Origin of the sequence: Sorangium sp. So ce363 (genome assembly GCF_051520435.1) — a bacterium.
Taxonomy (GTDB): domain Bacteria; phylum Myxococcota_A; class Polyangia; order Polyangiales; family Polyangiaceae; genus Sorangium; species Sorangium cellulosum_B.
This window is the reverse complement of the sequence record NZ_CP150333.1, coordinates 5,436,138-5,459,054: the sequence shown is the minus strand read 5'-3', so window position 1 is coordinate 5,459,054 and position 22,917 is coordinate 5,436,138. Positions and strand designations below refer to the sequence as shown.

The 22,917-nt window shown below is 71.4% G+C and carries 18 protein-coding genes; 7 read left to right on the top strand and 11 right to left on the bottom strand.

Going from position 1 to position 22,917, the window contains the following annotated elements; genetic code table 11:
* Nucleotides 1-21 precede the first annotated feature (21 nt).
* Nucleotides 22-2,424, bottom strand: coding sequence for a DEAD/DEAH box helicase (locus WMF12_RS20770; RefSeq protein WP_437873253.1), 2,403 nt, complete (start codon nucleotides 2,422-2,424; stop codon nucleotides 22-24).
* 640 nt (nucleotides 2,425-3,064) lie between these two features.
* Between WMF12_RS20770 and WMF12_RS20765 the strand changes: the two genes are divergently transcribed.
* The 5 genes from WMF12_RS20765 to WMF12_RS20745 all read left to right on the top strand — a co-directional run bounded on the left by WMF12_RS20765 (nucleotide 3,065) and on the right by WMF12_RS20745 (nucleotide 6,661).
* Entirely contained in the window at nucleotides 3,065-3,418 is a 354-nt protein-coding gene (locus WMF12_RS20765) for a DUF4398 domain-containing protein (protein ID WP_437747356.1), read from the top strand.
* Between the two features lie 26 nt (nucleotides 3,419-3,444).
* Nucleotides 3,445-3,912 (top strand): DUF4398 domain-containing protein, encoded by a 468-nt coding sequence (locus WMF12_RS20760; protein WP_437747355.1) that lies wholly within the window; start codon nucleotides 3,445-3,447, stop codon nucleotides 3,910-3,912.
* Between the two features lie 184 nt (nucleotides 3,913-4,096).
* Nucleotides 4,097-4,780, top strand: a complete 684-nt coding sequence (lspA, locus tag WMF12_RS20755; RefSeq protein WP_437873252.1) for a signal peptidase II — start codon at nucleotides 4,097-4,099, stop codon at nucleotides 4,778-4,780.
* A 259-nt stretch (nucleotides 4,781-5,039) separates the two neighbouring features.
* Entirely contained in the window at nucleotides 5,040-5,720 is a 681-nt protein-coding gene (gene lspA, locus WMF12_RS20750) for a signal peptidase II (protein ID WP_437873251.1), read from the top strand.
* Nucleotides 5,721-5,722: 2 nt separating this feature from the next.
* Nucleotides 5,723-6,661, top strand: a complete 939-nt coding sequence (locus tag WMF12_RS20745) for a prolipoprotein diacylglyceryl transferase (RefSeq protein WP_437873250.1) — start codon at nucleotides 5,723-5,725, stop codon at nucleotides 6,659-6,661.
* Nucleotides 6,662-6,841: 180 nt separating this feature from the next.
* Here WMF12_RS20745 and tatC read toward each other — a convergent pair whose 3' ends face one another.
* From tatC to rlmN, 3 genes are read right to left on the bottom strand one after another with little or no spacing between them, the layout of a single operon-like run.
* A complete protein-coding gene (tatC, locus tag WMF12_RS20740) occupies nucleotides 6,842-7,732 on the bottom strand; it encodes a twin-arginine translocase subunit TatC (protein ID WP_437873249.1) in 891 nt (296 codons plus the stop codon).
* A complete protein-coding gene (tatB, locus tag WMF12_RS20735) occupies nucleotides 7,732-8,415 on the bottom strand; it encodes a Sec-independent protein translocase protein TatB (protein WP_437873248.1) in 684 nt (227 codons plus the stop codon). The genes tatC and tatB overlap by 1 nt, the downstream gene beginning before the upstream one ends.
* Nucleotides 8,416-8,459: 44 nt before the next feature.
* A complete protein-coding gene (gene rlmN / locus WMF12_RS20730) occupies nucleotides 8,460-9,701 on the bottom strand; it encodes a 23S rRNA (adenine(2503)-C(2))-methyltransferase RlmN (RefSeq protein ID WP_437873247.1) in 1,242 nt (413 codons plus the stop codon).
* Nucleotides 9,702-9,752: 51 nt separating this feature from the next.
* Here rlmN and WMF12_RS20725 point away from each other — a divergent pair, with 51 nt between their 5' ends.
* Nucleotides 9,753-9,998 carry a hypothetical protein gene (locus WMF12_RS20725; RefSeq protein ID WP_437873246.1) on the top strand — a complete coding sequence of 82 codons (246 nt, stop codon included), beginning with the start codon at nucleotides 9,753-9,755 and terminating at the stop codon, nucleotides 9,996-9,998.
* Between the two features lie 19 nt (nucleotides 9,999-10,017).
* Here the strand turns inward: WMF12_RS20725 and WMF12_RS20720 are convergent, their stop codons facing one another.
* The 3 genes from WMF12_RS20720 to WMF12_RS20710 all read right to left on the bottom strand — a co-directional run bounded on the left by WMF12_RS20720 (nucleotide 10,018) and on the right by WMF12_RS20710 (nucleotide 15,442).
* On the bottom strand, nucleotides 10,018-11,409 hold the full coding sequence (locus tag WMF12_RS20720) for a hypothetical protein (protein ID WP_437873245.1): 1,392 nt from the start codon (nucleotides 11,407-11,409) through the stop codon (nucleotides 10,018-10,020).
* Nucleotides 11,410-11,426: 17 nt separating this feature from the next.
* Complete coding sequence (locus tag WMF12_RS20715; protein WP_437873875.1) at nucleotides 11,427-12,335, bottom strand: RHS repeat-associated core domain-containing protein; 909 nt, start codon at nucleotides 12,333-12,335, stop codon at nucleotides 11,427-11,429.
* A gap of 1,631 nt (nucleotides 12,336-13,966) precedes the next feature.
* Complete coding sequence (locus WMF12_RS20710) at nucleotides 13,967-15,442, bottom strand: DUF6531 domain-containing protein (protein ID WP_437873244.1); 1,476 nt, start codon at nucleotides 15,440-15,442, stop codon at nucleotides 13,967-13,969.
* Nucleotides 15,443-16,015: 573 nt separating this feature from the next.
* On the opposite strand from WMF12_RS20710, the gene WMF12_RS20705 reads away from it, so the two are divergent.
* Nucleotides 16,016-17,479 (top strand): alkaline phosphatase D family protein, encoded by a 1,464-nt coding sequence (locus tag WMF12_RS20705; RefSeq protein WP_437873243.1) that lies wholly within the window; start codon nucleotides 16,016-16,018, stop codon nucleotides 17,477-17,479.
* 102 nt (nucleotides 17,480-17,581) lie between these two features.
* Here the strand turns inward: WMF12_RS20705 and WMF12_RS20700 are convergent, their stop codons facing one another.
* From WMF12_RS20700 to WMF12_RS20685, 4 genes are all read right to left on the bottom strand, one after another.
* Nucleotides 17,582-18,964 (bottom strand): OmpA family protein, encoded by a 1,383-nt coding sequence (locus WMF12_RS20700; protein WP_437873242.1) that lies wholly within the window; start codon nucleotides 18,962-18,964, stop codon nucleotides 17,582-17,584.
* 237 nt (nucleotides 18,965-19,201) lie between these two features.
* Nucleotides 19,202-20,119, bottom strand: a complete 918-nt coding sequence (locus WMF12_RS20695) for a trypsin-like serine protease (protein ID WP_437873241.1) — start codon at nucleotides 20,117-20,119, stop codon at nucleotides 19,202-19,204.
* 197 nt (nucleotides 20,120-20,316) lie between these two features.
* Nucleotides 20,317-21,570, bottom strand: a complete 1,254-nt coding sequence (locus WMF12_RS20690; RefSeq protein WP_437873240.1) for an MFS transporter — start codon at nucleotides 21,568-21,570, stop codon at nucleotides 20,317-20,319.
* 10 nt (nucleotides 21,571-21,580) lie between these two features.
* Nucleotides 21,581-22,903 (bottom strand): aminotransferase class III-fold pyridoxal phosphate-dependent enzyme, encoded by a 1,323-nt coding sequence (locus WMF12_RS20685; protein ID WP_437873239.1) that lies wholly within the window; start codon nucleotides 22,901-22,903, stop codon nucleotides 21,581-21,583.
* Between the last annotated feature and the right edge of the window lie 14 nt (nucleotides 22,904-22,917).

The window sequence follows — 22,917 nt, the reverse complement described above, 5'->3', positions numbered from 1 at the left end:
CGGAGGCGCTCGCCGCCGGGCTCACGCCTGGTGGAGCAAGATCGCGAGGAGCCCGAGCGACGCGCGCTTGCGCTTCGCGTCGATGGTCTCCGTGGCGCCGACGCAGAGCGGACAGCCGGCCTCGTCGCAGCGGCAGCCGGCGATGAGCTGCCGCGTGCGCGCGAGGAGCTCGTCGCGCTGCTCGTAGATGCGCTCGGAGAGCCCGACGCCGCCTGGCACGTTGTCGAACAGGAACAGCGTCGGATCGAAGACCCCGGCCGCCTCTCCGCCGGCCGGGACCTCCCGCGCCTCGCTCCCGTCCTCGAGCGTCTGGCCGATGTCGCGCGGATCGCACATGAGCGAGAGCGTCGCGACCGTCTCCAGCGCCCGCGCGATCCCGCGCAGGCCGTCGATGGCGGTCGCGCGGCCGAGGCCGAGCTCCTCGCAGAGCGGCTCGGGCACGGTGAGCCAGAACGAGGTCGTGTGCATCTGGATGTCGGGCAAGCGCACGTCGCCGTATCCCGTGTTCTCGTGCGTGTAGAACTTGATCTTCTTGTACCCGACCACCTTCTCCACGATGCTCACCTCGCCGAAGGCGGCGGTCGCCCGGCCGAGCGGGGCGGCCGCGCTCTCGTCGAGGATGCTCACCTTCCGGTGGGTGAGCGCGGTCGTAAAATAGTCGGGGACGACCTTCGTCACGAAGGCTTTGTGGTTCTCGTAATCGAGCCGCTCGACCTGGTACTGCTCGCCGTCGTGCTGGTAGATGGCCTGTTCGTGGAGCATCGTCGGCGCCGCGCGCCAGTCGAGCTCCGCGAGCGTCTTGCCAAGGGCCTTGTCGATGATGACGAAGTTGTCCCAGCCCACCGAGCGCAGGCTCACGTGGTTCGCCGGATACGCGTCGGACGACCAGTGGAAGCGATCGTTCGACTCGTGCACGACCCCGTTGTCCTGCAGGAAGCGCAGCGCCGCCACGGTGTCGTCCGGCGGCATCGCCGCGTAGGGCTCCCCCTTGAGGAACGGCAGCTCGAACGCCGCGCACTTGAGGTGCTGCACGAGGATCTCGGTGTTCTGCGGATCGATCCGGGCCGACTCGGCCCCGCGCTCCAGCAGGTAACCCGGGTTCCTCGCGAGGTACTGGTCGAGCGCCGCGCTGGTGGCGCACAGGACCGCGATGCTCGTCTTGCCGCGCCGGCCCGCCCGGCCGAAGCGCTGCCACGTCTCGGCGACCGACCCGGGGTAGCCGGCGCAGATCACCGCGTCGAGCTCGCCGATGTCGATGCCGAGCTCGAGGGCGTTCGTGGCCACGACGCACAGGATCTCGCCCTCGCGCAGCCCCCGCTCGACCCGCCGGCGCGTCTCCGGGAGGTAGCCGCCGCGGTACGCCATGATCGCGTCCTCCGCCCCGATCTCCTTGCCGACGCCCTCGCGCAGGTACTTCAGCATGATCTCGACCGAGTTGCGCGACTGGCCGAACACCAGCGTCGGCACGCGGGCGCGGGCGAGATCCCCGGCGAGGCGCACCGCGCTCTTCAGGGTGCTGGCGCGCACCCCGAGCTCCGCGTTCACCACCGGCGGGTTGTACAGGAAGAAGCGCCGCGGCCCCCGCGGGGCGCCTGACTCGTCGATGAGCTCGAGCTCGTCCTCGGCGACGCCCAGCAGGCGCGCGGCGTGCGCCCGCGGGTTGCCGATCGTCGCCGTCGCGCAGAGGAAGGTCGGGCTCGATCCGTGGAACGCGGCGACACGGCGCAGCCGGGCGAGGACGTGGGCGACGTGCGACCCGAACACGCCGCGGTAGGTGTGGAGCTCGTCCAGCACGACGTAGCGCAGGCGCTGGAACGTCCGCGCCCAGTGCGCGTGGTGCGGCAGGATCCCCGCGTGGAGCATGTCGGGGTTGGTCATCACGATGGGGCTGCGCTCGCGCGCCGCCCGCCGGGCGTCGCCCGGCGTGTCCCCGTCGTACACGATCGCCGGGATCGTGAGCCCCGCCTCGCGGATGAGCGCGTGCAGGCCGGCCTCCTGGTCCCGGGCGAGCGCCTTGGTGGGGTACAGGTAGATCGCGCTGCCGCCCTGGCCCGACGCGGCGCCCTCGGCGAGCGCGTCGAGCACCGGGAGATGGAAGCAGAGGCTCTTGCCGCTGGCGGTGGGCGTCGCGACGACCACGTGCCGCCCCGCCCGCGCCGGCTCCGCCGCGGCGCTCGGGCCCGCCGGCGTCGCGCGGGCCGCCGCGAAGGCCCGCGCCTGGTGGTCGTAGAGCCGATCGATGCCGCGCCGCTCCAGGGCGCCGCGGAGCGCCGGCGAGAGCGCGTCGGGCATCGGTGCGGTGCGCGCGTCGGCCGGCGGAAGCTCGCGATCCGCGGTGAAACAAGGGCGGACGTAGCCGGAGGCAAGCCACGACGAGATGACGGTCTCGACGCCGGTCTCGATCTTCCAAGGGGGCGACGGCATGGCGCAGGTATACTAAACAGATGCGCCGTGTCACTCAACCGGATCGGGCGCGACGCACACGTCGGCCGCCGTGACGCTGCGCTGGCCTGCGCGGCCGGGATCTCGGAGGGCGGCGCGCGGGTGAGGGGAGGGCGGCGCGCGGGTGAGGGTAGGACGGCGCGCGGGTGAAGGGCCGGCGCGGCAGGCGCGGCGGATCGGCGCGGCAGGCGGGCGCGGCGGGCCGGCGCGGAACGCGGTCGCGGCGGGCTGCCGCGGCAGGCGGGCGTACAGCGGAGAGGGGGCCTCTCCCGTCCTCGAAAGAGATCCGGTGTCTGGGGCTCTCCTGTGGTCCAGTCGCCGCAAGCGACGCACACGGGGGCTCCGGCGAATGGCTCGTTTGCGCGCAACCGATGGGAAGCGCGGATACGGCGCGTGAGGCGATGTCTCAGCGTCGTCGTGATTCCTTCTGCACCGACGGACGCAGGGCGGCGCTTCTCGCGTGCGCGCTCAGGCGCCGCCCCGAGGCCGTCGGCCCTGGTGTGCTGGTTGCCTGAGGACGAGCCGATCGACGACGGAGATCCGGAGTCGATGATCCCATCCGCTCTCTCACCCGCCTTCTCCGGGCGAGCTCTCGTCCGGGGCTGGCAACGAGGTGTCGCAGATGAAAAACGCAGTGTTCTTGACGCTCTTCGGCGCGTCGATGGCGGGGTGCGCCGCGTACGCTCCAAGCTTCAGCGAGCGGCTCGGCGCGTCGGAGGCGATGATTCGAGCCGCCGAGGAGGTCGGAGCCGACGAGGACCCGCGGGCGGAAGCCCACCTCCGCCTCGCCCGGGAGCAGGTGCAGCGGGCGACGAGGCTGTCGGCCGACGGCGTGCCCGATCGGGCGCAGCGCATGCTCCTGCGCGCGCAGGCGGACGCGGAGCTCGCGCTCGCCCTCACGCGCGAGGCGCAGGCCCAGGCCCGCACACACGAGGCGCTCGAGGAGGTCGGATCCATCCAGCGGCAGCTCCGCTAGGGCTGGCGGACAGGAGGCGCGGAATCATGCGAACCAATCACGGGACAGTGGCCATTCTGCTCGTCGGCGGTCTCCTGGGGTGCGCGAGCGCCCCGCTCCCGCCGAAGGAGCTCATCGAGGCGAGGAAGAGCTACGAACGCGCCCGGGCGGGCGCGGCGGCAGAGCTCGCGCCCGCGGACCTGCGCGGCGCCACCGAGGCGATGGAGCGCGCTGAGCAGGCGTTCGCCGGGGGGAGCGAGCTCGCCGAGGCGAGGGATCTCGCGTACCTCGCGGGGCGCCGGGCGCAGCTGGCCGAGTCGCTGGGGCGCGCGGCGGCCACGGAGCGGCAGCGCGGCGCGGCCCTCCAGGCGTACGGCGAGGTGCACCTCGCGCTGCGAAGGAGGGAGGCGCCGGCGGTCGACCCGGCCGGTCCGACCGATCCTCCCGGACGGGAAAAGGCGCCGGTGCGATCGCGCGCCCCGGAGCGTCCGGTGGTGATCCTGAACCAGCGGTGAACCGGCGCGGCGATCGGCGGAGGAGGCGCGGGCGAGAGCGGAAGACGGAACCGGAAGGCGCGAGGGGGGCAAACGGACGAACGGACGAACGGACGAACGGAAGAGCAGAAGACGACCGCCGCCGGGCATCGCTCTGCTCGAGGCTGTTTGCTCCGTGCCACGCCATCGCGTAGAAGCGAGGACGATGTCCTCGGACGCACCGCAAGCGTCGCCCGTCGCGCACCTTCCCGACGACCTCCCCAGCGAGGAGCGCGCCTCGCTCCGCTTCTTGGCCGTCGTGGCGCTCGTCTCGTGCGCCGCCGACCTGGTGACGAAGGGGTGGGCGCACGCGCGCCTCACCGGGTTCGACCCGAAGCGGTCGGGCGCGAAGGTCCTCACGATCATCCCGGACCACCTCGATTTCATCTTCGCGCAGAACCCCGGCGGCGCCTGGAGCTTCCTGCGCGGCCTCCCGGACGGCCTGCGGCGGCCGTTCTTCCTGTTCGTCTCCGCCGCGGCGATGGTCTTCATCTTCTCGATCTACCGGCGCGTCCACAGGGACCAGACGGGGATGAAGTGGGGGCTCGCGCTGGCGCTCGGCGGCGCGATGGGCAACCTGGTCGACCGGATCCGCTACGGCTGGGTCATCGACTTCATCGACATGTACGTGATCCGCGGCGGTCGGGAGTATCACTGGCCGACGTTCAACGTGGCGGACATCGCGATCGTCGCGGGGGTCATCCTGATGTCCAAGGACATGATCGTCGCGACCCGCAGCGCGAGCGCGCCGTCTCCAGACGCGCGCGGCGCCTCGGAGGGCTCGGCGGGCGGCGACCCCACTCCTCCGCTATCGACGGAAGCGCCTCCGCCTGTGCCGCCGGCCAGCTGAAGGATGCGAGCGGGCGGCTCGGCCGGAGCAGACGGCGCGTGGGGCGGCGCGGCGCGGTGCGGCGCGCGCAAGTCACGCACGTCACGTGACACGCGCGAGGCGTGAAAGACGCGCGCGGCGGCGCCTGCGGAGGGAAGCCTTTGCCGGAGCGCTCGGTTTGTCGTAGAGGAACGCGCTCCGCATGACTGAAGACGCGACGCCGCGAGACGCTCCCGTTGAGACCGAAGGTGCCCATGCGGAGCCGCATCGCTCCGCGTCCGTGAACACGCCGGCCGGCGAGCCGCCGGCCTCCGCCGGCGAACGCGACCACGAGGGGCGCGGCTCCTCGCAGGAGGGGGACGCCGACGACGTGGTCGCACCGACGAAGCCCGCCTACCGGCCGTCGTACGTGTTCCTGATCGCCGTCGCGGCCGTCACCCTGGCCGCCGATCTCGGCACGAAGTGGTGGGCCAAGGACCGGCTGGAGCCGCAGGCGCTCACGGACCTCACCGCCGCGCCGCGGCCGCTCTCGTTCCGGAAGATCGAGGTGATCAAGGATCACCTGAACATGATCTTCGCGAAGAACCACGGCGGGGCGTGGGGCATCCTGGGCGACGAGAGCGAGGCGATCCGCCGCCCGTTCTTCCTGCTGGTCTCGCTCGCGGCGATCGTCTTCATCGTCTCGCTGTACCGCAAGCTCCACCCCTCCCAGACCGCGCTCAGGTGGGGGCTGCCGCTCGTGCTCGGCGGTGCGCTCGGGAACCTGGTCGACCGCATCCGTTACGGGTACGTCATCGACTTCATCCAGGTCCGGCTCACCTCGACGTTCGTGTGGCCGACGTTCAACGTGGCCGACATCGCGATCGTCGCGGGCGTCGGGCTGATGGCGATCGACATGTTCTCCCCCCACCGCCCCGAGCTCGCAGGGAAGGCGTCCGGCGCGAAGGCGTCCGCGGGCTGATCATGCGGCCCGAGCTGTTCCGCCTGCTCGACGTCGCTTTCCCTGCCTACTTCCTGCTGCTGCTGACCGGCTTCCTCTTCGCGACGGCCATCGGCGCGCTGTGGGCGCGGCGGATCGGCGAGAACCCGGACGTGATCGTCGACCTGGGGCTCGCCTGCCTGCTCGCGGGCGTCGTCGGCGGCAGGCTCCTCCACGTCGTCGCCGACGGATACTTCTGGGATTACGTGCACCTGTGCACCGACCCGTCGCTTGTCGACTGGAAGGTCGAGCAGGCGCTCTGCGCGTCGCGGTACCACGGCGTGTGGGACGCGGCGAAGGGGGTCTGCCACCCGGTCGAGCGCGATTGCCTGGCGTGGGCGAAGTTCTGGGCGGGCGGCCTGACGTACTACGGCGGCTTCGTGGGCGCGTCGGCGATGGCGTACTGGCTGCTCAAGCGCGATCGGTTCCCGTTCTGGAAGGCGGCGGACATGGCGGGCTTCGCCGTGCCGCTGGGCCTCGGGTTCGGCCGGATGGGCTGCCTGCTCGCCGGCTGCTGCTTCGGCCTGCGCACCGACGGGGCGTTCGGGCTCTCGTTCCCGCCGAACAGCCCCGCGAGCGACGCGCAGTTCAAGCTGCTCGAGCTCACGAGCCCGCGCCTGCCGTCGCACCCGGTGCACCCGACGCAGATCTACGAGTCGGCGATGTCGTTCGCCATCGCGGCGATCTGCCTGCTCTACGTGCACGGGCGGAAGCGGTACGACGGGCAGGTCTTCGCGACGTTCCTCGGCCTCTACGCGCTCGGGCGCTTCGTGCTCGAGTTCGTGCGCGCCGACGACCGCGGGGGCTTCGTTGGCCTGTCCACGTCGCAGCTCATCGGGCTCGCGATGGCCGGCGCCGCGGTCGCGATCCACGTGGCGCGGAGCCGGAAGGCAGCGCCCGCGGCGGCCGCGCCCGCCGCCTGACTGCGCCGCCGCGGAGGACGGCGCGCGGAAGGAGCAGCGCAGCGGTCTGCCGTGCGCCACGCCGCGCGGAGGACGGCGCGCGGAAGGAGCAGCGCAGCGGTCCGCGATGCGCCGCGCCGCCGCGGAGGACGGCGCGCGGACAACGCAGCGCAGGCGGCCCGGCCGGCGCCGCGCCGCCCGTCAGCCCTTGGTGACTTCCTTCTCCTTGCGCGCCTTGTACGCCGCGCGCTGGGCGTCGGTCGGCGGCTTGCCGAAGACGTACGCGAGGCCGATCGAGACCACGTAGAGGAGGCACATCGGCACGGCCATGACGAGCTGGCTCGTGATGTCCGGCGGCGTCAGGACGGCCGCCAGGATGAAGGCGCCGAACACGAACCAGCGGCCGAACAGGATGAGCTGGATGTAGTTGATGACGCCGGCGATGGAGAGGAAGAGCACGATGAGCGGGATCTCGAAGATGATCCCGAAGCCGAGCAGGAGCTGGGCGACGAAGTCGAGGTAGTCGCCCATCATCACGGTCGGCGTGATCGTCACCCCGTCGCCGCCGACCGTGCCGGCCAGGCTGAGGAAGTAACCGAACGAGATCGGGAAGGCCGCTCGCCAGCCGAACCAGCCGCCGCCGACGAACAGGATCGTCGAGAACAGGACGAACGGGATGACGTAGCGCTTCTCTTTGGCGTAGAGGCCGGGCGCGACGAACGCCCACAGCTGGTAGAAGATGAACGGCGAGGCCATCGCCGCGCCGCCGATCATCGACAGCTTGAAGTAAGCGACGAACGCGGCCGCGGGCGCGCCGAAGTGGAGCGAGGGGTTGCCCGCCAGGCTCTGCTCCCGCCACGCCTGCACGAACGGGACGGTCAGGAAGTGCAAGAGCTCCTCGCGTACCTCCCACCCCACGACGCAGGCCGCGAAGAAGACAAGGATGCTCCGGACGAGCCGCTTTCTCAGCTCGTCGAGGTGCTCCCAGAACGACATCGGCTTGTCTTCGCCCGGATCCTCCGCGGCGTCGCTCGGCGCGCCCTCCGCCCCCGGGGAGCCGCTCTTCACCGCCGCCGCCTGCTCCTGGCTCATCACGTCGCTCCGTTTCCGGTCGCCACGCCCTGCGTCGCCGCGGCGGTCTCTGCGGTCGCGGTCGCTGTCGCCGCGGTGGTCTCTGCGGCCACGGGCGCTGTCGCCGCGGCGGTCTCTGCGGCCACGGGCACTGTCGCCGCGGCGATCTCTGCGGTCGCGGTCGCGGTCGCTGTCGCCGCGGCGGACTCGACGCCGATCGTGGCGTCCGCCGCACTCGCGGTCTCCGTGGGGGCCGCGCTTTCCGGTGCGACCGGCAGGCCGGCGGCGCCGTCCGGGGCCGCGTCCAGCGTCACTCCGTAGGCGTCGCAGCCGAGGACGGGGTACTCGCGCTCGCGGGGCGGCTGCACGACGGGCGGCGGCGGCGGCTCGGGATCCGGCGGCCTCACGCGCGGCGTGGACGAGGCGATCGTACCGGCGGTCACGGCGCCGACGACGGGGTTCACCAGCGTCTCGATCACGTTGACCCGCGACAGGGCGCGGAGCTCGCGGAGCTCGCGCTCGAGCCCCTCCTGGCGGATCAGATCGTCGATGCCGCTCTGCGTCCGGAGCTCCGTGCTCAAGCGGCGGAGCTTGGCGATCCAGCTCCCCGCCGACCGCATCATCGCAGGCAACCGCCGGGGACCGACCACGATGATGCCCACGATGGCGAGCACCATGATTTCGCCGAAGCTGAAGCCGAACACGCGCGCAAGCTAGCGCGCGTGGGAGCAGGGATCCATAGCGACGCTCACGCTGGCCTGGGCGGCGCGCTCGGCCCGACGTCGGCTGCGCCCGCGGTCGCCCCGGCGCGGGGCGGCGCCCGGCGGCCGCCCGGCCGCGGCGCCTCCGCCGAAGGCCGCGCTAGCTGCCCGCACGCCGCGCCGACGTCGCCCCCGCCCGAGTAGCGCACGATCGAGCCGACGCCGGCGGCGGAGAGGACCGCGCGGAAGGCGTCGAGCCGCGCCGAGCGCACGAACGGATCGGCCGACGCGCCGCGTTCATCGCCGCCGTCCGGCGAGGGCAGGGGATCGCCGGGCGCGCCGATCGCGTTGTAGGGGATGAGGCTGAGCCGGGGAGAGATGCCGTGCTGCGCCGCGAAGCCGCGGGCGAGCGCGGCCAGGCACGCGGCGTCCTCGTTCGTGTCGTTCTGGTCCGCGAGGAGCGTGTACGCCCACATCGGCGCGTGCCCGCTCGCGCGCGCGTGCTCGCCCACGGCCGCGAGGACCTCCTCGAGCGGGTGCGCGCCGTCGATCGGCATGAGCAGGCGCCGCTTGCCGGGGCGCACCGAGCCGAGCGACAGGCCGAGCCGGACCGCGGGGACCTCGGCCGCGAGCCGCCGGATGCCGGACGGGAGCCCCGCCGTACAGACGGTGATGTTGCGCATGTCGATGGCCTGCGCGCTCGGCTCGGAGAGCACCCGGATCGCCTGGATGACCCGGTCGGCGTTGGCGAGCGGCTCGCCCATGCCCTGGAACAGCACTCCATGGACGCGCGCGCCGCCGCCTACGGTGGCGTCGAGATCGCGGCGGATGAGCCGCACCTGCTCGACGATCTCCCAGGCCTCCAGGTTGCGCGTGAGGCCCATGCGTCCGGTGGCGCAGAACGCGCACGCGAGCGCGCAGCCGACCTGCGAGCTCACGCACGCCGAGTACCGGCCCGGCCGCTCGAGCGGGATGCGCACCGACTCGACCGTCGCGCCGTCCTCGAGGCGGAAGGCGTACTTCACGAACGGATCCTCGGCGCTCGCGCGCCGCTCGACGAGCGCGAGCGTCCTGATCTCGCCCGCCGAGCGCGCCGCGTCGAGCGCGGCGCGCCGGACGGTCGCGGGCGCGCGGGCGGGCAGCTCGCCGAGGCGGTGCGCCAGGGAGACGATGCGGCGCGCGTCGGTGAGGTCGATGCCGCACGCGCCGGCGAGCTCCTCCGGCAGCACGGCCTGGAGCGCGAGGCGGGGGCGGCGTTCGTCCGGGCTGCTTCGAGGGCTGGGATCCACGGCGGATACCGACTAGCGCGCCAGGGCGGCCCAGTCTACGGCCGCGCGCGCATGTTTCGCGGGATCCGCCGGAGGGGGCGCGGGGTCGCGCCGTTCCTTTCGGCGGGGCTCGCCCTCGTGCAGGGCGGGCGCGGCGCAGGCGTCGCCGGAGGACGTGCTCGGCTTCCGGCGGGGGGCCTGCGCAAGGTGGCCGGGCAGGGCGAGCGCCGCGCGGTCGAGATCCCGCTCGGCGCGGGCTACGTCTACGAGAGGTCCCCGGTGCCGCTGCAGGAGGGCGTGACCTGGGGGCGACGGTGACGGCGGCGTGCTGACCTCGTCACGATGACTCGAGCGAGAGAAGCCTGCGATGGAGGTAGTCCATCGGGGTCTCGTCCAGCGTGTCCATTTCGTCCAGTATCCAATCGTGCCGAAGGAGAGCGCCCGCGGGATTCATGTAGAGTGTTGCTTCGATGTCGCTGCCGACCGGCACGAGCTGCGCGCCGTTGAAGCGTACGCGCGGCCATTCGGTGCCGTCCTCGAGCGTGGCGCTGTCCTTTGCCCATAGCGCATGGTCCTGGGCCTCTCTCTCGAATGCCAGCACCTGGAACGCACCGAAGGACAGCGATGCGGCCCCCTCGCGCAGGGGACATCGGAGCCCTCCGAGCCGGAGCTCGAGCGCACGCACCGTCGGAGTCGACGGCAGCCCATGGCGCTCGAGGAGCGCGTCGAGCTCCTCGACATGGCACGTGCGCCGCAGATCGCGCCGAAACCCAAGCCGGAGGAGCCGTGCCTCATCCTCATCAGGCAGACCTTCGACCCAGGGCGCTACGTGCTCGACGGCGCGCCCGCTCGGCCATTCCATCTCGCTTATCCGATATCCATCGATGATGCAGACTTCTTCGACGGCGGCATGATCGCTGCCATCGACCCAGGCCACCCAGCCGTCGCCACGACCGAAGCGGGGCCGGTAGCGAAACCAGCTGGAATTAGGGCATCCGTCCGGTTCGCGCACGAGAGGGGCGATTGTCGGCGCCTGCGGGCCATGTACGAGGGCGCCCGAGAGGCCGAGCGCGCAGCACGCATCGATGACGCGCTTGGCATCGGATAGGCGTGCGAGAGCGTGTACGGCGGAGGCAGCGGGGGCATCGAGATCACCCTCGTAAAGGAGGATCGCGCCCGATTGCCAGAAGCGTTGAAGCCCATCGCTCGCCGCGGCGATCCCGAGGACGCCGAGTCGCTCCGCCAGCAGCTCGATTTTCTCGCGTTCCAGGAGGACGACGTGCAATCGCTGGTCTTCCTCAGCCATACCAGCGAGCGCGAGCCTCGCCAGGTAGGTGGCCGGGTGCTCGGCTAGAGGAATCCACATGTCTCCGCGGATGCTGAAGAGTCTCCCGCGCTCGTCCATCCCGAGCGCGCCGCCCCCGACGAAGCGGCCTATGATCACGACCGTCCGGCCGTCTCCGGGAAGCGTCGCCTGCGCGGCGCCCGTGGCCACGGTCCCGAAGCACGTGTCTGCCAGCTCGAGCAGATAAGGGGAGCTCAGAGATCCTCCCCCGCCGAGTGCATGAAGAGCGCGCTCCCAAGTAACGAGGATCTCGGAGCAAGGCACGCCGCGTTCTTCAAGGAACCTGCGCAGCAGGAGCTCGTCCCACGAGCGGCTGAATTTGGCATGGCGCTGGATCCAGGAGAGGAGCGAAGGGGTGAATTCTTCTAGGTCGCCGATTGTCATCGTGGTTCCCGTGGCGATCAGCGGATCCGCGTCCACTGGCCATTCCGATGCTCCCAGGTGCCCAACGCGCTCGGGCCTCCGGGCGGAGGGGCCGCGTTGTTGAAATACGCTGCGTTTGCCGGGTTGTTGGTGAAGGATGTGGGAGGATTGAACACCGGCCCTGTATGGCCGCCCGCTGTTCCCGTTGCGACCACATTGTTCGGCGGAGTCATCCCGGCGAGCGTATAAAGCCGCGGGATCATCTGACTGCAATTCTCGCAGGCGGGCCACCGCTTCTCACCGCCTGGATTGGATTGGTCTATCCTACGTCCGCTCACGATCCCGTCATTCGTGTCGATTCCGCTTAACGCGCTGCCCAGGTTCTGCTGCCATCCCGGATCCCCCGGACGACATGACCTCGGTGGAGTTCCGGACCGTTGGGATGGCGGAGTCCCGTTCCACTCCCACTCGTTCAGGTAGTTGCTCAGCGCGTGCGGCTCAGCGCATCGCCCGCGCGAATCGTTCTGCCTTGCGGTATTCGCATCGTTCGGAGGCAACGCAGCGCGTACGGCAGGATGCAGGTCGTCCAGGCTGGCACCGCTCTCCCCTCGACCGAGGACCGGGCGACTGCCCGCCGGGCCCGGGCCGTAGAGCACCGACTGCGCTGCGAGGCCATCCAAATCGAAGGCCTCCGTCGGCCTTCCCTCCGCGTACGCATAGGTTCGCAGGCTCCCCTCCAGCCGGATCGGCTCCGGGCTCAGGTACTGCCCCGTCTCCGGATCGTAGTAGCGGTGCCTGTTGTAGTGGAGCCCCGTCTCTTCGTCCGCGTACTGCCCCGGGAACCTGACCGGCGTCAGTCCCGCCCGCTCGTCTTCGACCCTCCCGAACAGCGACGCTTCCAGCGTGCCGACGAGCCGGCCATCCTCCGCCACGAGCGCCTCCGGCATCCCGCTCGGCGCGTCGACATAGTACCGGACCTCGTCATGATCGCCCCGCCGCACGAGGTCGGCCAGCGGCAGCGAGGCCCCTGGCAGCACCGCGTACACGCGCTCCTCCACGACCGGAGCCCCGCTCGCCGGCGCGCGCTCGCGGACCTCGTGCACCATCGCGTCTCCGCTCCAGGCGTACCGCGTGATGCTCTCCACGGCGCCAGCCCTCTCCACCCGCTTCTCGAGCCGCCGCGCGAACGGGTCGTACACGAAGCGGACCACCCGCCCGTCCGGCAGCCGCACCGCCTGGAGCAGGTTGTCGTCGCCCCAGTCGAAGCGCCACGAGCGGCCGTCAGCGGCGGCCTTGCTCGTCATGCGCCCTCGCTCGTCATACGCGAACGTCACCTCTCCGCGCGCCACGAGCCGCCCGCCGGGCGCGTACTGCCGCTGCGCTGCGCCCTCGTACAGCTCTCCGCCCGGTCCGTGGCTGAAGCGCTCCATCTCCTCCCGTCGTGCCCCCTCGGTCCGCTGGCGCGCCACGGTCATCCCGTTCGCGTCGCGCGGGATCTCCACATGGCTCCCTCGCGTCGCCTCGCCCACCGCCTGGAGCAGCCCCGCCGGCGACCACCCGTAGCTCTGCGCGAAGGTCACCCCGAGGGGCAGCGGCCCCACCCACGCAGGCTCGCCCGTCCGCACCACCGGCCCTGCCTGCGGGCTCATCACACTTACCCCCGCGATGAGCCCATCCGGTGTCACGTCCTTGGCGATGCGTCCGCCTGCCGGCAGCGTTCGCTCCACCAGGTTGCCCGCCGGATCGTAGGCCAGGCGCAGCACCCCCGCCGCGCCCAGCACGACCTCGACCGCCCGCCCCGCCGCGTCGCGCGCGATGTCCATGGTCCCGAACGGACCCGCCGTCCGCACCGCGTTACCGAGGGCGTCGTACGCCGTCTCCGTCATCGTCCGCTGGTTGCCGCGCGCGACCGTCTCGCGCACCACGCGCCCGCGCGCGTCACGCGTGTACTCGCAGCTGACCTCTCCGCTCGTCACGTACTCCATCCGGCCGAGCGGGTCATAAGCGATCTTGTCCCTTCGCCCGTCCGAGAAGCTGCGCTCGATGAGCCGCCCGCACGCGTCGTAGACGAGCTCCACGTGACCCGCGCCGTCCCGGATCTCGGTGATCCGACCCATCGCGTCATGGCGGTAGATGATCCGGCGTCCATCGAACGTCTGCTCCTCGACGATGCGCCCCTCTCCCCGACGCACGTACCGGTGCTCATCGCCGGCCTCGTTCACCACGCGCACGAGATCCTGCTCGCGATCGTGGAAGTACCGCACCGAGCTGCCATCGGGCCGGACCACCTCGGTCACGACGCCGATCCCTCCCCAGCGCAGCGTGGTCACGCGCCCGTCGGCGTCGACGATGCGCGAGAGGCGACCGTCGGCGTCGTGATCGTAGCGCTCGGTCGCTCCGCTCGGCCGCCGCACGGACACGAGCCGCCCGCTCGCGTCGTAGGCGTAGATGGTCTCGAGCCCCCGCTCGTCCACGAAGCCCGTCACCCGACCCAGGAAATCATACCGAATCCGCCGCGTTGACCCGTCGGGCTCGATCACGGTCACGCGGTTGCCGAGCGCGTCGTACACCATCCGGGTCACGCCGCCGTTCGGGAGGGTCGCCTCGACGAGCAGGCCGCGTTTGTCGTAGCGGAACGCCGCCACGAGCCCGAGCTCGTCGGACACCTCAGCGACATCCCCTTGCGCGTTCCGCTCGTAGCGGGCGACCCCTCCGAGCGCGTCCCGCACCTCGGCGATGCCGCCCAGCTCGTCGTAGGCGTAGTCCGTCTTCGCGCCCATCGGATCCACCACTGCGCGCAGCCGCCCGATCGCGTCGCGCTCGCAGCGCCACGCATGCCCGAGGGCGTCGCGGTACTCGAGCACGTTGCCCGCGGCGTCGAACCGGTACGAGTGCAGCCCCCCTGCCACACGACCTTGTCCGCCTTGTCCAGGGGATTGCCCTCGATGCGCCGCTTCGACCGCGAGGTGATCACCTCGGTGAAGACGCCGTGATCCTCGATCTTGACATGGCAGAACCCCTTCGCCCTGGTCTCGCCGTCATCCAAGGTGTCAGGCAGCTCGCGGTCGAGCGCGTCGTTGCCGGGTCGCTCGCACCACGTCTCGACGCAGCGGCCCCGGTCGTCGTAACGAAATTGCGCGACGAGCCCCCCGGGCTCCCGGCGCCGGATCAGCCGGTGCTCCTCGTCGTACTCGTACCGATGCTCGTGGCCGGCCGCGTCGATCGCGGCCACGAGATCACCCCGCTCGCCGTACCGGTACGTGCGAAACGAGGTCCATCGCCCCTGCGCCGACGCGTTCTTCACCTCGAAGGCAGCGACCCTGCCGTCCGCGTGCCGGCGGACGCGGACGACCCGCCCTGCGCTGTCGAACACGTGCGATAGGCGCTTCCCCTCGTACGCCAGGCGCACCTCGTTGCCGTAGCGATCGACGATGCGCGACAGGAGCCAGGAGCTCTCCTGCTGCTCGCCGAGCACGTACAAGAGCCCTCCCGCCTCGAGCGTGTAGCCCGCCTCGTGCCGCGTCAGCCGGCCGCAGGGGAGGGCGACGGGGCGTCCCGGCTCGGGCACCGCAGCCGTCGTCGGCGCGGCGTTCGGCTCGAGCACCCGGAGCGTCCTCCTCCGCTCCTCGATGGTCCAGGCCAGCGAATGGCTCCAGCCGAACCCGAGGCCCAGATCGACGTCGCGCGTCTCCGACGAGTAGCTCCGTTCGATGAACAGCGGGATGGGCCCCGGCAGCGCTAGATCGACGACCTTGGCCGTGTAGACGCGCCCGGTCACGGGGTCGATGGGATCCCCCGCCGACGTGCCCCCACCGCGCCCGTGCGAGGGGTTCGGACAGCCCCCGCCGCTGCCCGGACCGCAGGAGCCGGCGTTCTTGCCGCCGCCCTGCGCCCCCTCGCCGTCACCGCTCCCGTTCGCGCCTTGCCCGCCTCCGCGCCCCCGGCCTCCGCGCCCGCTGCCGCCACCCCCGCCGCCGTCTCCGCCGAGGATCCACGTGCCGGGGTTCATGCCAGGTATCGCAGGGATGTTCGGAACCGGAGCCGTGCGTGCCATGGCGCCATCGTTTCCAGCTGTCCCGTGCAGTCAACCTCTCGGCGAGCGGGGGAGGTGGCAGCCCCCCGGGCGCAGGATGCCGTGGTGATAGATTCGGCACACATGTAGTGTCATTTGGCATGCAGATCTGTAAACATCGGTACACACGTAGTGTCATTTGGCATGCAGATCTGTAAACGTCGGGGCACACGTAGTGTCATCTGGCATGCAGATCTGGTGACCGCGCCGAGCGCTGACGGCGACGGCGGGGAGCGCGGCGCGATCCCGAGGGGCCCCGGCGTGGTCCGCCTGCCCGACGGCTCGCTGCGCCTGTTCTACGAGGTCGGCGGCGGGCCAGGGCTACCCCGTGGTCGCCGCCGGCGTCGCGCCCGCCGACGCCGCGCTGCCGCCCCCCACGCCGTGAGCACGAGCGGAGAGCGCCTCTGGCCCGACGCCTCGCCCCTCTCGCGAGCGCCTCGAGCGAGCCGAAAAACTTGCGTCCGGCCGCCCGCGACGAAACATAGGGGAGAGTGCCCGCCAGGACCACGGCGCCTCTTCCCTCAGCCTGACGAGCTCTCGCCAGAGAGGCGGACCATGGCGTTCAAAAGCGCAGTCATCGGACACACGACGCAGACAACCAGCAGGATCTTGGCCGTCTTCGAGAGGCCCAAGGGGAGGGCGAGGCTGGCGTTCGCGGACGACAACGGCGTTCGCACGCTCGACGTGCCGATCAGCAGCGCGCCGCCCTTCGGGCTCGCCACGTTCGAGCTGAGCGGGCTGAGCGGCGAGAGGGTTCGTTATGGCATCGTGGAGCACGACGCAGGAGACCCGCTCCCCACACCCGCGGACAACCTGAGCATCAACGGCTCCGCCTTCCGCACCGTCACGAACGGGCCGATTCGAATCGGCCTCGTGAGCTGCAACGACATCGATAACCACGAGTTTCCCAAGGAGAGGCGCGGGGCGATGTGGCGGGCGCTCAAGGCCCTCGTGGACGAAGGCAAGGTGAACCTTTTGGTTCACGCCGGTGACCAGATCTACGGCGACGGTGATCCCACGGGCTGGTCGGCCTCGGAGGGGCGCACCGCCGCGTACCGCAGGCACTACGTGCACACGTGGTCGCACCCTGACGTGGCGGCGGTCCTCGGGAGCTGTCCGAACGTCATGATGTGGGACGACCACGAGATCTACGATGGGTGGGGGTCGAACAACAACGACGGCTCCCCGCCGGCCGTGGAGCGCTACAGGGCCGCGGAGCAGGCGTTCAAGGAGTTTCAGGCGGCGCTGAGCCCGAGGGACCGCTTGAGCAGCTCGGGGTTCGGCTGGATCGCGAAGCACGGCGACGTCGCCATCCTCGCGGTCGATGGGCGGTCGCAGCGCTCGTGGAAGAACGGGACGATCCTCGGCAAGCAACAGCTCGACGACCTCGAGCTCAGGCTCAACGAGCTCGCGGCGCTCGATCTCAGGCACCTCTTCGTCGTGGTCGGCACGCCCGTCGTCTACCTGCCGCTCGCGGCCGCGGAGGCGCTCACGAACACGTTCAACATGGCCTCCGTCGATGACATCCGGGACGGCTGGGCTGCCTCCAACAACCAGAACGAATGCAGGCGTTTCCTGATGTCTCTCATGAATTTCGCCGGCTTCAGCCCTCGCACCCAGGTGACGCTCATGGGCGGCGACATCCACGTGGGCACGATGGCGCACATCGACACGGTCCTCGGATTCGGGCAGCCGCGCTCGCGACCGCGCCTCTATCAGGTGACCGCGTCCGGCATCGCGCGCCCTGCCCCCAAGGGGATGTCCCGCATCATCCTCTCGCTGCTGACGAACGGCGGCAGTCAGAACCTGTTCAACGGCGACATCAAGGGGTTCCTCCGGGAGATCTCGGGGTCCGAACACAGGTACTGCGTCACGCATCGCAACTTTGCGATCCTCGATCCGAGCGACGGAGCAGACGACTGGGACAAGAACAACAACCTGGTGGTCCGCTTCCACGTGGAGAAGGACAACGGCGCCGTCGGCGTCCTCGAGCAAGTCCTCCCGAGAGTGCACACGTAAGAGCCGAGCGGCCATGCGCCGGCCTTTCGCCGGCGCCGGTACCCTGCTTCCGCAGGCCGGCGCCGGTACCTTGCTCCTGGCGCAGAAGGGTGAGTCGCCGCTTCAGAGGCTCAGGACCATGACGTCGATCCGGCGGTTCTGCGCGCGTCCGCCGGCGGTGTCGTTCGACGCCACCGGTTGCTCGGCGCCCATCCCGGCCACCTCGATGCGATGGGGAGCGATCTGTCGCGCGGTGAGCTCGTTGCGCACCGCCTGGGCTCGCGCCAGCGACAGCGATCTGTTCCCCTCGGCGCCGCCCACGGCGTCGGTGTGCCCTTCGATGCGCACCCGCGCGGAGGGATAGGCGTCGAGGATGACGGCCAGCGCTTCGAGCTTCGGCCGCGAAGCTTCGGTCAACTCCGTGGTCCCGAAGCGGAAGCTCACGCCTTCCATCGAGAAGCGCTTGGGGCCATCCGCGGCTCCGGCGTCGAGGTACCGCGCGATCTCCGCCTCGGAGCCGTGCTCGTCGACGGAGAGGACCTTGCCGCCCGGGAGCGTCATCTCGCCGGCCGTGATCCTGAGCTGCTCGACGATCTCCGGCGCGCTGGGGGGCGCCTCGCCGGGCGCGGCGGCCGTGGGCGCCTCGGCGCGCGGCGCCTCGACCTGCGGCGGCGGCGCGGCGGGCTGAGCGAGATCGTCCCTCGGAGCCGCCGCGATCGGGGCTTCGTGCGTGGGCTCGGCGGCGGTGCGCTCCGGCCTGCGTTCGCGGACGAACGCCCAGAGGCCTCCGAGCACCGCCGCGGCCAGCAAGGTCGGGAGCAGCCATTCTCGCGTCTGACGTTGACGGGCAGGCCCTTCACGCGAGGGAAGCGGGGTTGACGACTCCGTCGTTCGGGACGGGACGGGTGATACCGCATCATGCGGCCGTTCGCGCGCCGCCGCCGCGACGAAAGGAGCGCTCGCCGCCATGGAGGGAGCGAGGAATCCAGCGAGGCCCGCCGGGGCGCGCGGATCGTCCTTGAAGGCTTGCTTGTGATGAGAGAGCAGATCGGCGAGCCCTCGCGCGGTCAGCCCTCTCGACCTCACCTCGCGGCCGAGCACGCACGCGACGATCGGAGCGACCAGGCCGAGCATCGCGGTCGAGCACCGCTGCTCTGCGCCGGAGGAGCGGGAGATGAGATCGATCATCCCGCTCGCGCGGTCGCCGAACAGGCGGGCGATCATCGACTGCCCATGGCGCGAGAGCTCCTCGGCCTGCTCGGCGCGGAGGGGCCCTGCTCTCCCGAGCAGACCTTCGTAGTCCCGCTCGGTGATCATCCTGAACAGCTGCGCTGCGCCGCTCTCCGAAGAGGCGACCTGAGCCATTCCGGCGAGCAGCGTCGGCACCGAGCTCTCCGCGGCGCCGCGCACGTTCGTCGGCGATTCATCGCTCAGGCCCAGCCCCTTCGTTGCGGCCGAGATGAGCTCGGGCGTCAAGAAGCCCCTGGTGGTGTCCAGCAACGACATGGTTCCGATCCCTCCGGGAAGTGATCATCGGCGCGGGCGAAGCAGCGTCGTCGCGCACGCGACCCTGCCCGCATGAGCGTCGATCCCGTGTCTGTCTTCCGTTGACTCCGCGCGATGCGAGCGACGTGCCGGCACGCCCGCGCGTCGCGCGCTGTGCCGCGGCTGCACACGGCCTGCTCCTGCCGCGTCCTGCCCCTCGCGCTCGGCGAGGCGAGCCGGCGCGATGGCGCGCGGCGCTCAGCGTCGTGCGAGCGCGGCCGTGCGGGCCTCGGCCGTCAGCGCGGCGAAGGCGTCCGTGCGCGTATAAACGTGGTTGCCAGCCGCGGTGCACCCCGCGCCTCGCGACGTGATGCCCACCACGTCGCCGCGGTCGGCGTCGATCACCGGACCTCCCGAGTCGCCGGCGCAGGTCGCCCCCTCGATCTCGAACTCGCGCGGACCGAGGACCTTGCCGGTCGCCGGATCGGCGCGGGGCCCGACGGCGGCGACGAGGCGCGGACCGCGCGCGGCGCGGACGCCGAGCCGGTTGGACGCTCCGCCGCCGTACCCGACGGCGACCACGCTGTCGCCTGGATCGAGCGCCCCGACCTCGCGCATCCGCAGGAGCGCCACGTCGGTGAGGGGCCGATCGAGCACCAGATAGGCGATGTCCGCGTCGCAGAGGACGCGCTCTTTCCCGTGCAGCGTGGCCACGGCGCGCGCCCGCGCGGCGTCGCGGGAGACATCGATATGGTCCCCGGTGTAAATGGCGATCTCGGAAGGATCGATGTCTCCGCCGACGTGATCGCCGTTGTGCGACCGGCCCGAGCGATCGCAGCGAGGGGCCGCGGTCAGGTTGCGCGAGATGCAGTGACGCGCGGTCAAGACGAGGTTCGGCTCGACGAGCGCGCCGCTGCACAGGCTCACGCGTCGCTCGCCGCCCCGGGGATCGCGATGCGACACGGCCACGGCGACGACGGAGCGCGCGGCGCCGTCGATGAGGGGCTCAGGCGCGCCCTTCGCGCGGGGCGAGACCTCGGTGATCGGCGCGACGGCCGCGACCGGAGGAGGCGAGGCTTCGGCCGGGATGACGGCGACGACGATGCGTGGGACGAGGGCCGCGACGAGGCAGCCAAGGCATCCCGCGAGGCGCGGGACGAGAGACGGGGACACCATTGATGAGGTCACCGACAAAGAGCATGTGAAGAGCGGCCGTGCAAGCCGACCCCCTGGAGCTTTTCTCCAGCATCAGAAGGGGAGGTGCCCCCGGTGGGTTGTTGTTCCCACCGAGGGGAATCGGAGATGGAAACCAGGTCAGTCAGGTGAGGGGCGCCCGGCTGGATGCGCGCTCTCTGGACTCCCGCGCTCGTCGACTAGCCCCGGCCCTCCAGCGCGCGCTCAGCGCCGGCGCTGCTCGACGCGCCGAGGGCGACGTGTCGCTCGATCAGGAAGATCAAGCACGACGACGCGAGCGTGAAGGCGATCGCCAGCGCGGCCACCGCGCCCATGCCGTCGAGGCGCTGGTCGGGGAGCTCGTGCAGCATCCTGGCCGCGAGGAACGCGGCGAGCGCCGACGAGAGGTGATCCACGGCCGACTGGATGGATCCGAAGCGCGCCCGCTCGGAGGGGAGCGGGACCTTCGAGGCGAGCGTGCTGTGGGAGATGTTGCGGATCGCCGTCCCGGTCATGAAGGCGACGAAGACGACGAGCACGGGCAGCCCCGGCACGTACGAGTGGAACCCGGCATAGAGGACGGCCACGAGCATCGCCGCCCCGACCAGGCTCGTGCGGAACGCGCCGATGCGATCGATCAGCGCGCCCGCGGTGCGCATCACGACGAAGGTGAGCGCGCCGCCCGCGAGGTAGAGCAGGCCGAGCCGCTCGCGCGGATAGCCGAGGTTGTGCTGCACGTAGGCCGAGATGTTCGGGATGACGAGGAACGACGCCATCGTCATGACCGCTGTCGCCGCGTACGAGAGCAGCACGAGCGGGCGGCCGACGAGCGCGCGGAGCTCGCGCAGGGCGTCCTCCTCGGCGCGCGCCCGCGCCCCGGCGAGGTGGCCGCGCATCGAGGGGAGCAGCCGCAGCGCGAGCCCCGCGACGGTGAGCCCGAGCGCCGCGACGGCGAAGAACGGCGCCTGGAAGCCGCCGCGCCGCGCGAGCTCGAGGCCGGCCGGCACCCCGAGCACCGCGGCCAGGGAGTAGGCGCCCATCACGACGCCCATCGCCTTGCCGCGCCGCTCCGGCGGGATCGCGTCCGCGACGATGGAGAACGCGATCGAGGTCGCGGGCCCCCCGAAGGCCCCGGCGAGCACGCGCGCCGCGAGGAGGCTCGGCAGGCCGGTGGCGAGGCCGCCAGCGGCCGTGCCGAGGACGAGGCCGAGCATCGCGACGGCGAGCGCGCTGCGCCGGTCGAAGCGGTCCAGGAAGAACGCGCCGGCGACCCCCGAGACCGCCGCCGCCGCGGTGTAGCTGCCGCCGATCAGGCCGATGTCGGACATCGGGATGCCGAGCGCGACCGCGAAGTCCGGCCCGAGCGGCATGACGACCATGAAGTCGAGCAGGTTGACGAACTGGACCGCGGCGATGAGGAACAGGAGGGTCCGTTCGGAGCGAGCGTTCTGCACGACCGTGGGCTCAGCTCTGGGCCTTCGCGCCCGCGCCGCGCTCGATCACGCCGCGGCTCGCCAGCTCGAGCAGCGCGTCGTGCGCCGCGTCGATCGTGTGATCGATCTGCGCCTCGGTGTGCGCGCCGCAGAGGAAGTTGACGTCGCGCCGCAGCAGGACGCCGCGCCTCGCCATCGCGCCGACGAACGGCTCCATGCGCTTCGTGTGGACGGCCAGATCCTCGGCCATGAGGAAGAAGGGGATCGCGTCGTACCCCACGACGCGCAGCGGGAAGCCGCCTTGCTCCGCGCGCCGGTTGATGCCCTCGCGGAGCCGCTTCCCGAGCGCGGCGACCTTCGCGATGGTGTCGGTCTCGCGGTACTCGCGCAGCGCCGCCCTGCAGACCTCGAGCGAGAGCATCTCGCCGCCGAACGTCGTCGACACCTGGAGCTCCGAGAGCCGGCTCATCACCTGGCGCGGCCCGGCGATCGCCGACAGCGGCATGCCCGCGGCGATGCCCTTCGAGAAGCAGACGAAATCGGCCTCGATCTGGTAGTACTCCTGCGCGCCGCCGCGCGCGAGCCGGAACCCGGTGACGACCTCGTCGAGGACGAACAGCACGCCCTGGGCGCGGCACGCCTCGCGCACCTCGCGCAGGTACTCCGCCGAGACGCACCGCTTGTAGGGCAGCGAGAGCAGCACGAGCGCGAGCTCCGGGCCCTTGCTCGCGATGAGATCGAGCAGCGGCTGCTCGTCGGCCTCGGCCATGAGCGGCATGCGGTGGGTGTACTCGCGCAGCACCGCCGGGACGCCCGGGGTGTCGAACATGAAGTGATCGTGCCAGCCGTTGTAGCCGATGGTGACGACCTTCTCCCTGCCGGTCACGTGGCGGGCGAGCCGGATGGCCGCCGACGTCGCGTCCGCGCCGGTCTTGAAGAAGCGGGCCATCTCGGCGCCCGGGGTCATCGCGACGAGGTCCTGCGTGGCGGTGACCTCGACCTCCGTCGGCAGCGAGTGAAGGATGCCCCTGTCGAGCCGACGCCGGATGGCGTCGACGACCGCCGGGTGGTTGTGCCCCAGCGTGTTCGCCCCGAGCCCGCAGATGTAGTCGATGTACTGGTTGCCATCGACGTCGCGCACCAGCGCGCCCTCGCCGCCCTCGAGGTACACGGGGAACGAGCCGAGCGCGAACATCTCCGGCCGCTTCATGAGCGACTGCGTGACGCCGGGGATGAGCCGGCGCGCCTCGGCGAGCAGCGCGTTCGAGCGGTCGAGCCGGAGCCCCTCCGCGGCGCCTTGCGGCGCGCCGCCTCCCTGCTTCCTGTCCCGTGGGTCGATCGTCTGTGTGGTCATCGTGGTCGTTCTCT

What these genes read in the sequence shown, in the direction of transcription:
- WMF12_RS20770 (WP_437873253.1), bottom strand. Translation starts at nt 2,424, where the DNA reads ATGCCGTCGCCCCCTTGGAAGATCGAGACCGGCGTCGAGACCGTCATC.
- WMF12_RS20765 (WP_437747356.1), top strand. Translation starts at nt 3,065, where the DNA reads ATGAAAAACGCAGTGTTCTTGACGCTCTTCGGCGCGTCGATGGCGGGG.
- WMF12_RS20760 (WP_437747355.1), top strand. Translation starts at nt 3,445, where the DNA reads ATGCGAACCAATCACGGGACAGTGGCCATTCTGCTCGTCGGCGGTCTC.
- lspA (WP_437873252.1), top strand. Translation starts at nt 4,097, where the DNA reads ATGTCCTCGGACGCACCGCAAGCGTCGCCCGTCGCGCACCTTCCCGAC.
- WMF12_RS20745 (WP_437873250.1), top strand. Translation starts at nt 5,723, where the DNA reads ATGCGGCCCGAGCTGTTCCGCCTGCTCGACGTCGCTTTCCCTGCCTAC.
- tatC (WP_437873249.1), bottom strand. Translation starts at nt 7,732, where the DNA reads ATGAGCCAGGAGCAGGCGGCGGCGGTGAAGAGCGGCTCCCCGGGGGCG.
- WMF12_RS20725 (WP_437873246.1), top strand. Translation starts at nt 9,753, where the DNA reads ATGTTTCGCGGGATCCGCCGGAGGGGGCGCGGGGTCGCGCCGTTCCTT.
- WMF12_RS20720 (WP_437873245.1), bottom strand. Translation starts at nt 11,409, where the DNA reads ATGACAATCGGCGACCTAGAAGAATTCACCCCTTCGCTCCTCTCCTGG.
- WMF12_RS20715 (WP_437873875.1), bottom strand. Translation starts at nt 12,335, where the DNA reads ATGCCGGAGGCGCTCGTGGCGGAGGATGGCCGGCTCGTCGGCACGCTG.
- WMF12_RS20710 (WP_437873244.1), bottom strand. Translation starts at nt 15,442, where the DNA reads ATGGCACGCACGGCTCCGGTTCCGAACATCCCTGCGATACCTGGCATG.
- WMF12_RS20705 (WP_437873243.1), top strand. Translation starts at nt 16,016, where the DNA reads ATGGCGTTCAAAAGCGCAGTCATCGGACACACGACGCAGACAACCAGC.
- WMF12_RS20700 (WP_437873242.1), bottom strand. Translation starts at nt 18,964, where the DNA reads ATGTCGTTGCTGGACACCACCAGGGGCTTCTTGACGCCCGAGCTCATC.
- WMF12_RS20695 (WP_437873241.1), bottom strand. Translation starts at nt 20,119, where the DNA reads ATGGTGTCCCCGTCTCTCGTCCCGCGCCTCGCGGGATGCCTTGGCTGC.
- WMF12_RS20685 (WP_437873239.1), bottom strand. Translation starts at nt 22,903, where the DNA reads ATGACCACACAGACGATCGACCCACGGGACAGGAAGCAGGGAGGCGGC.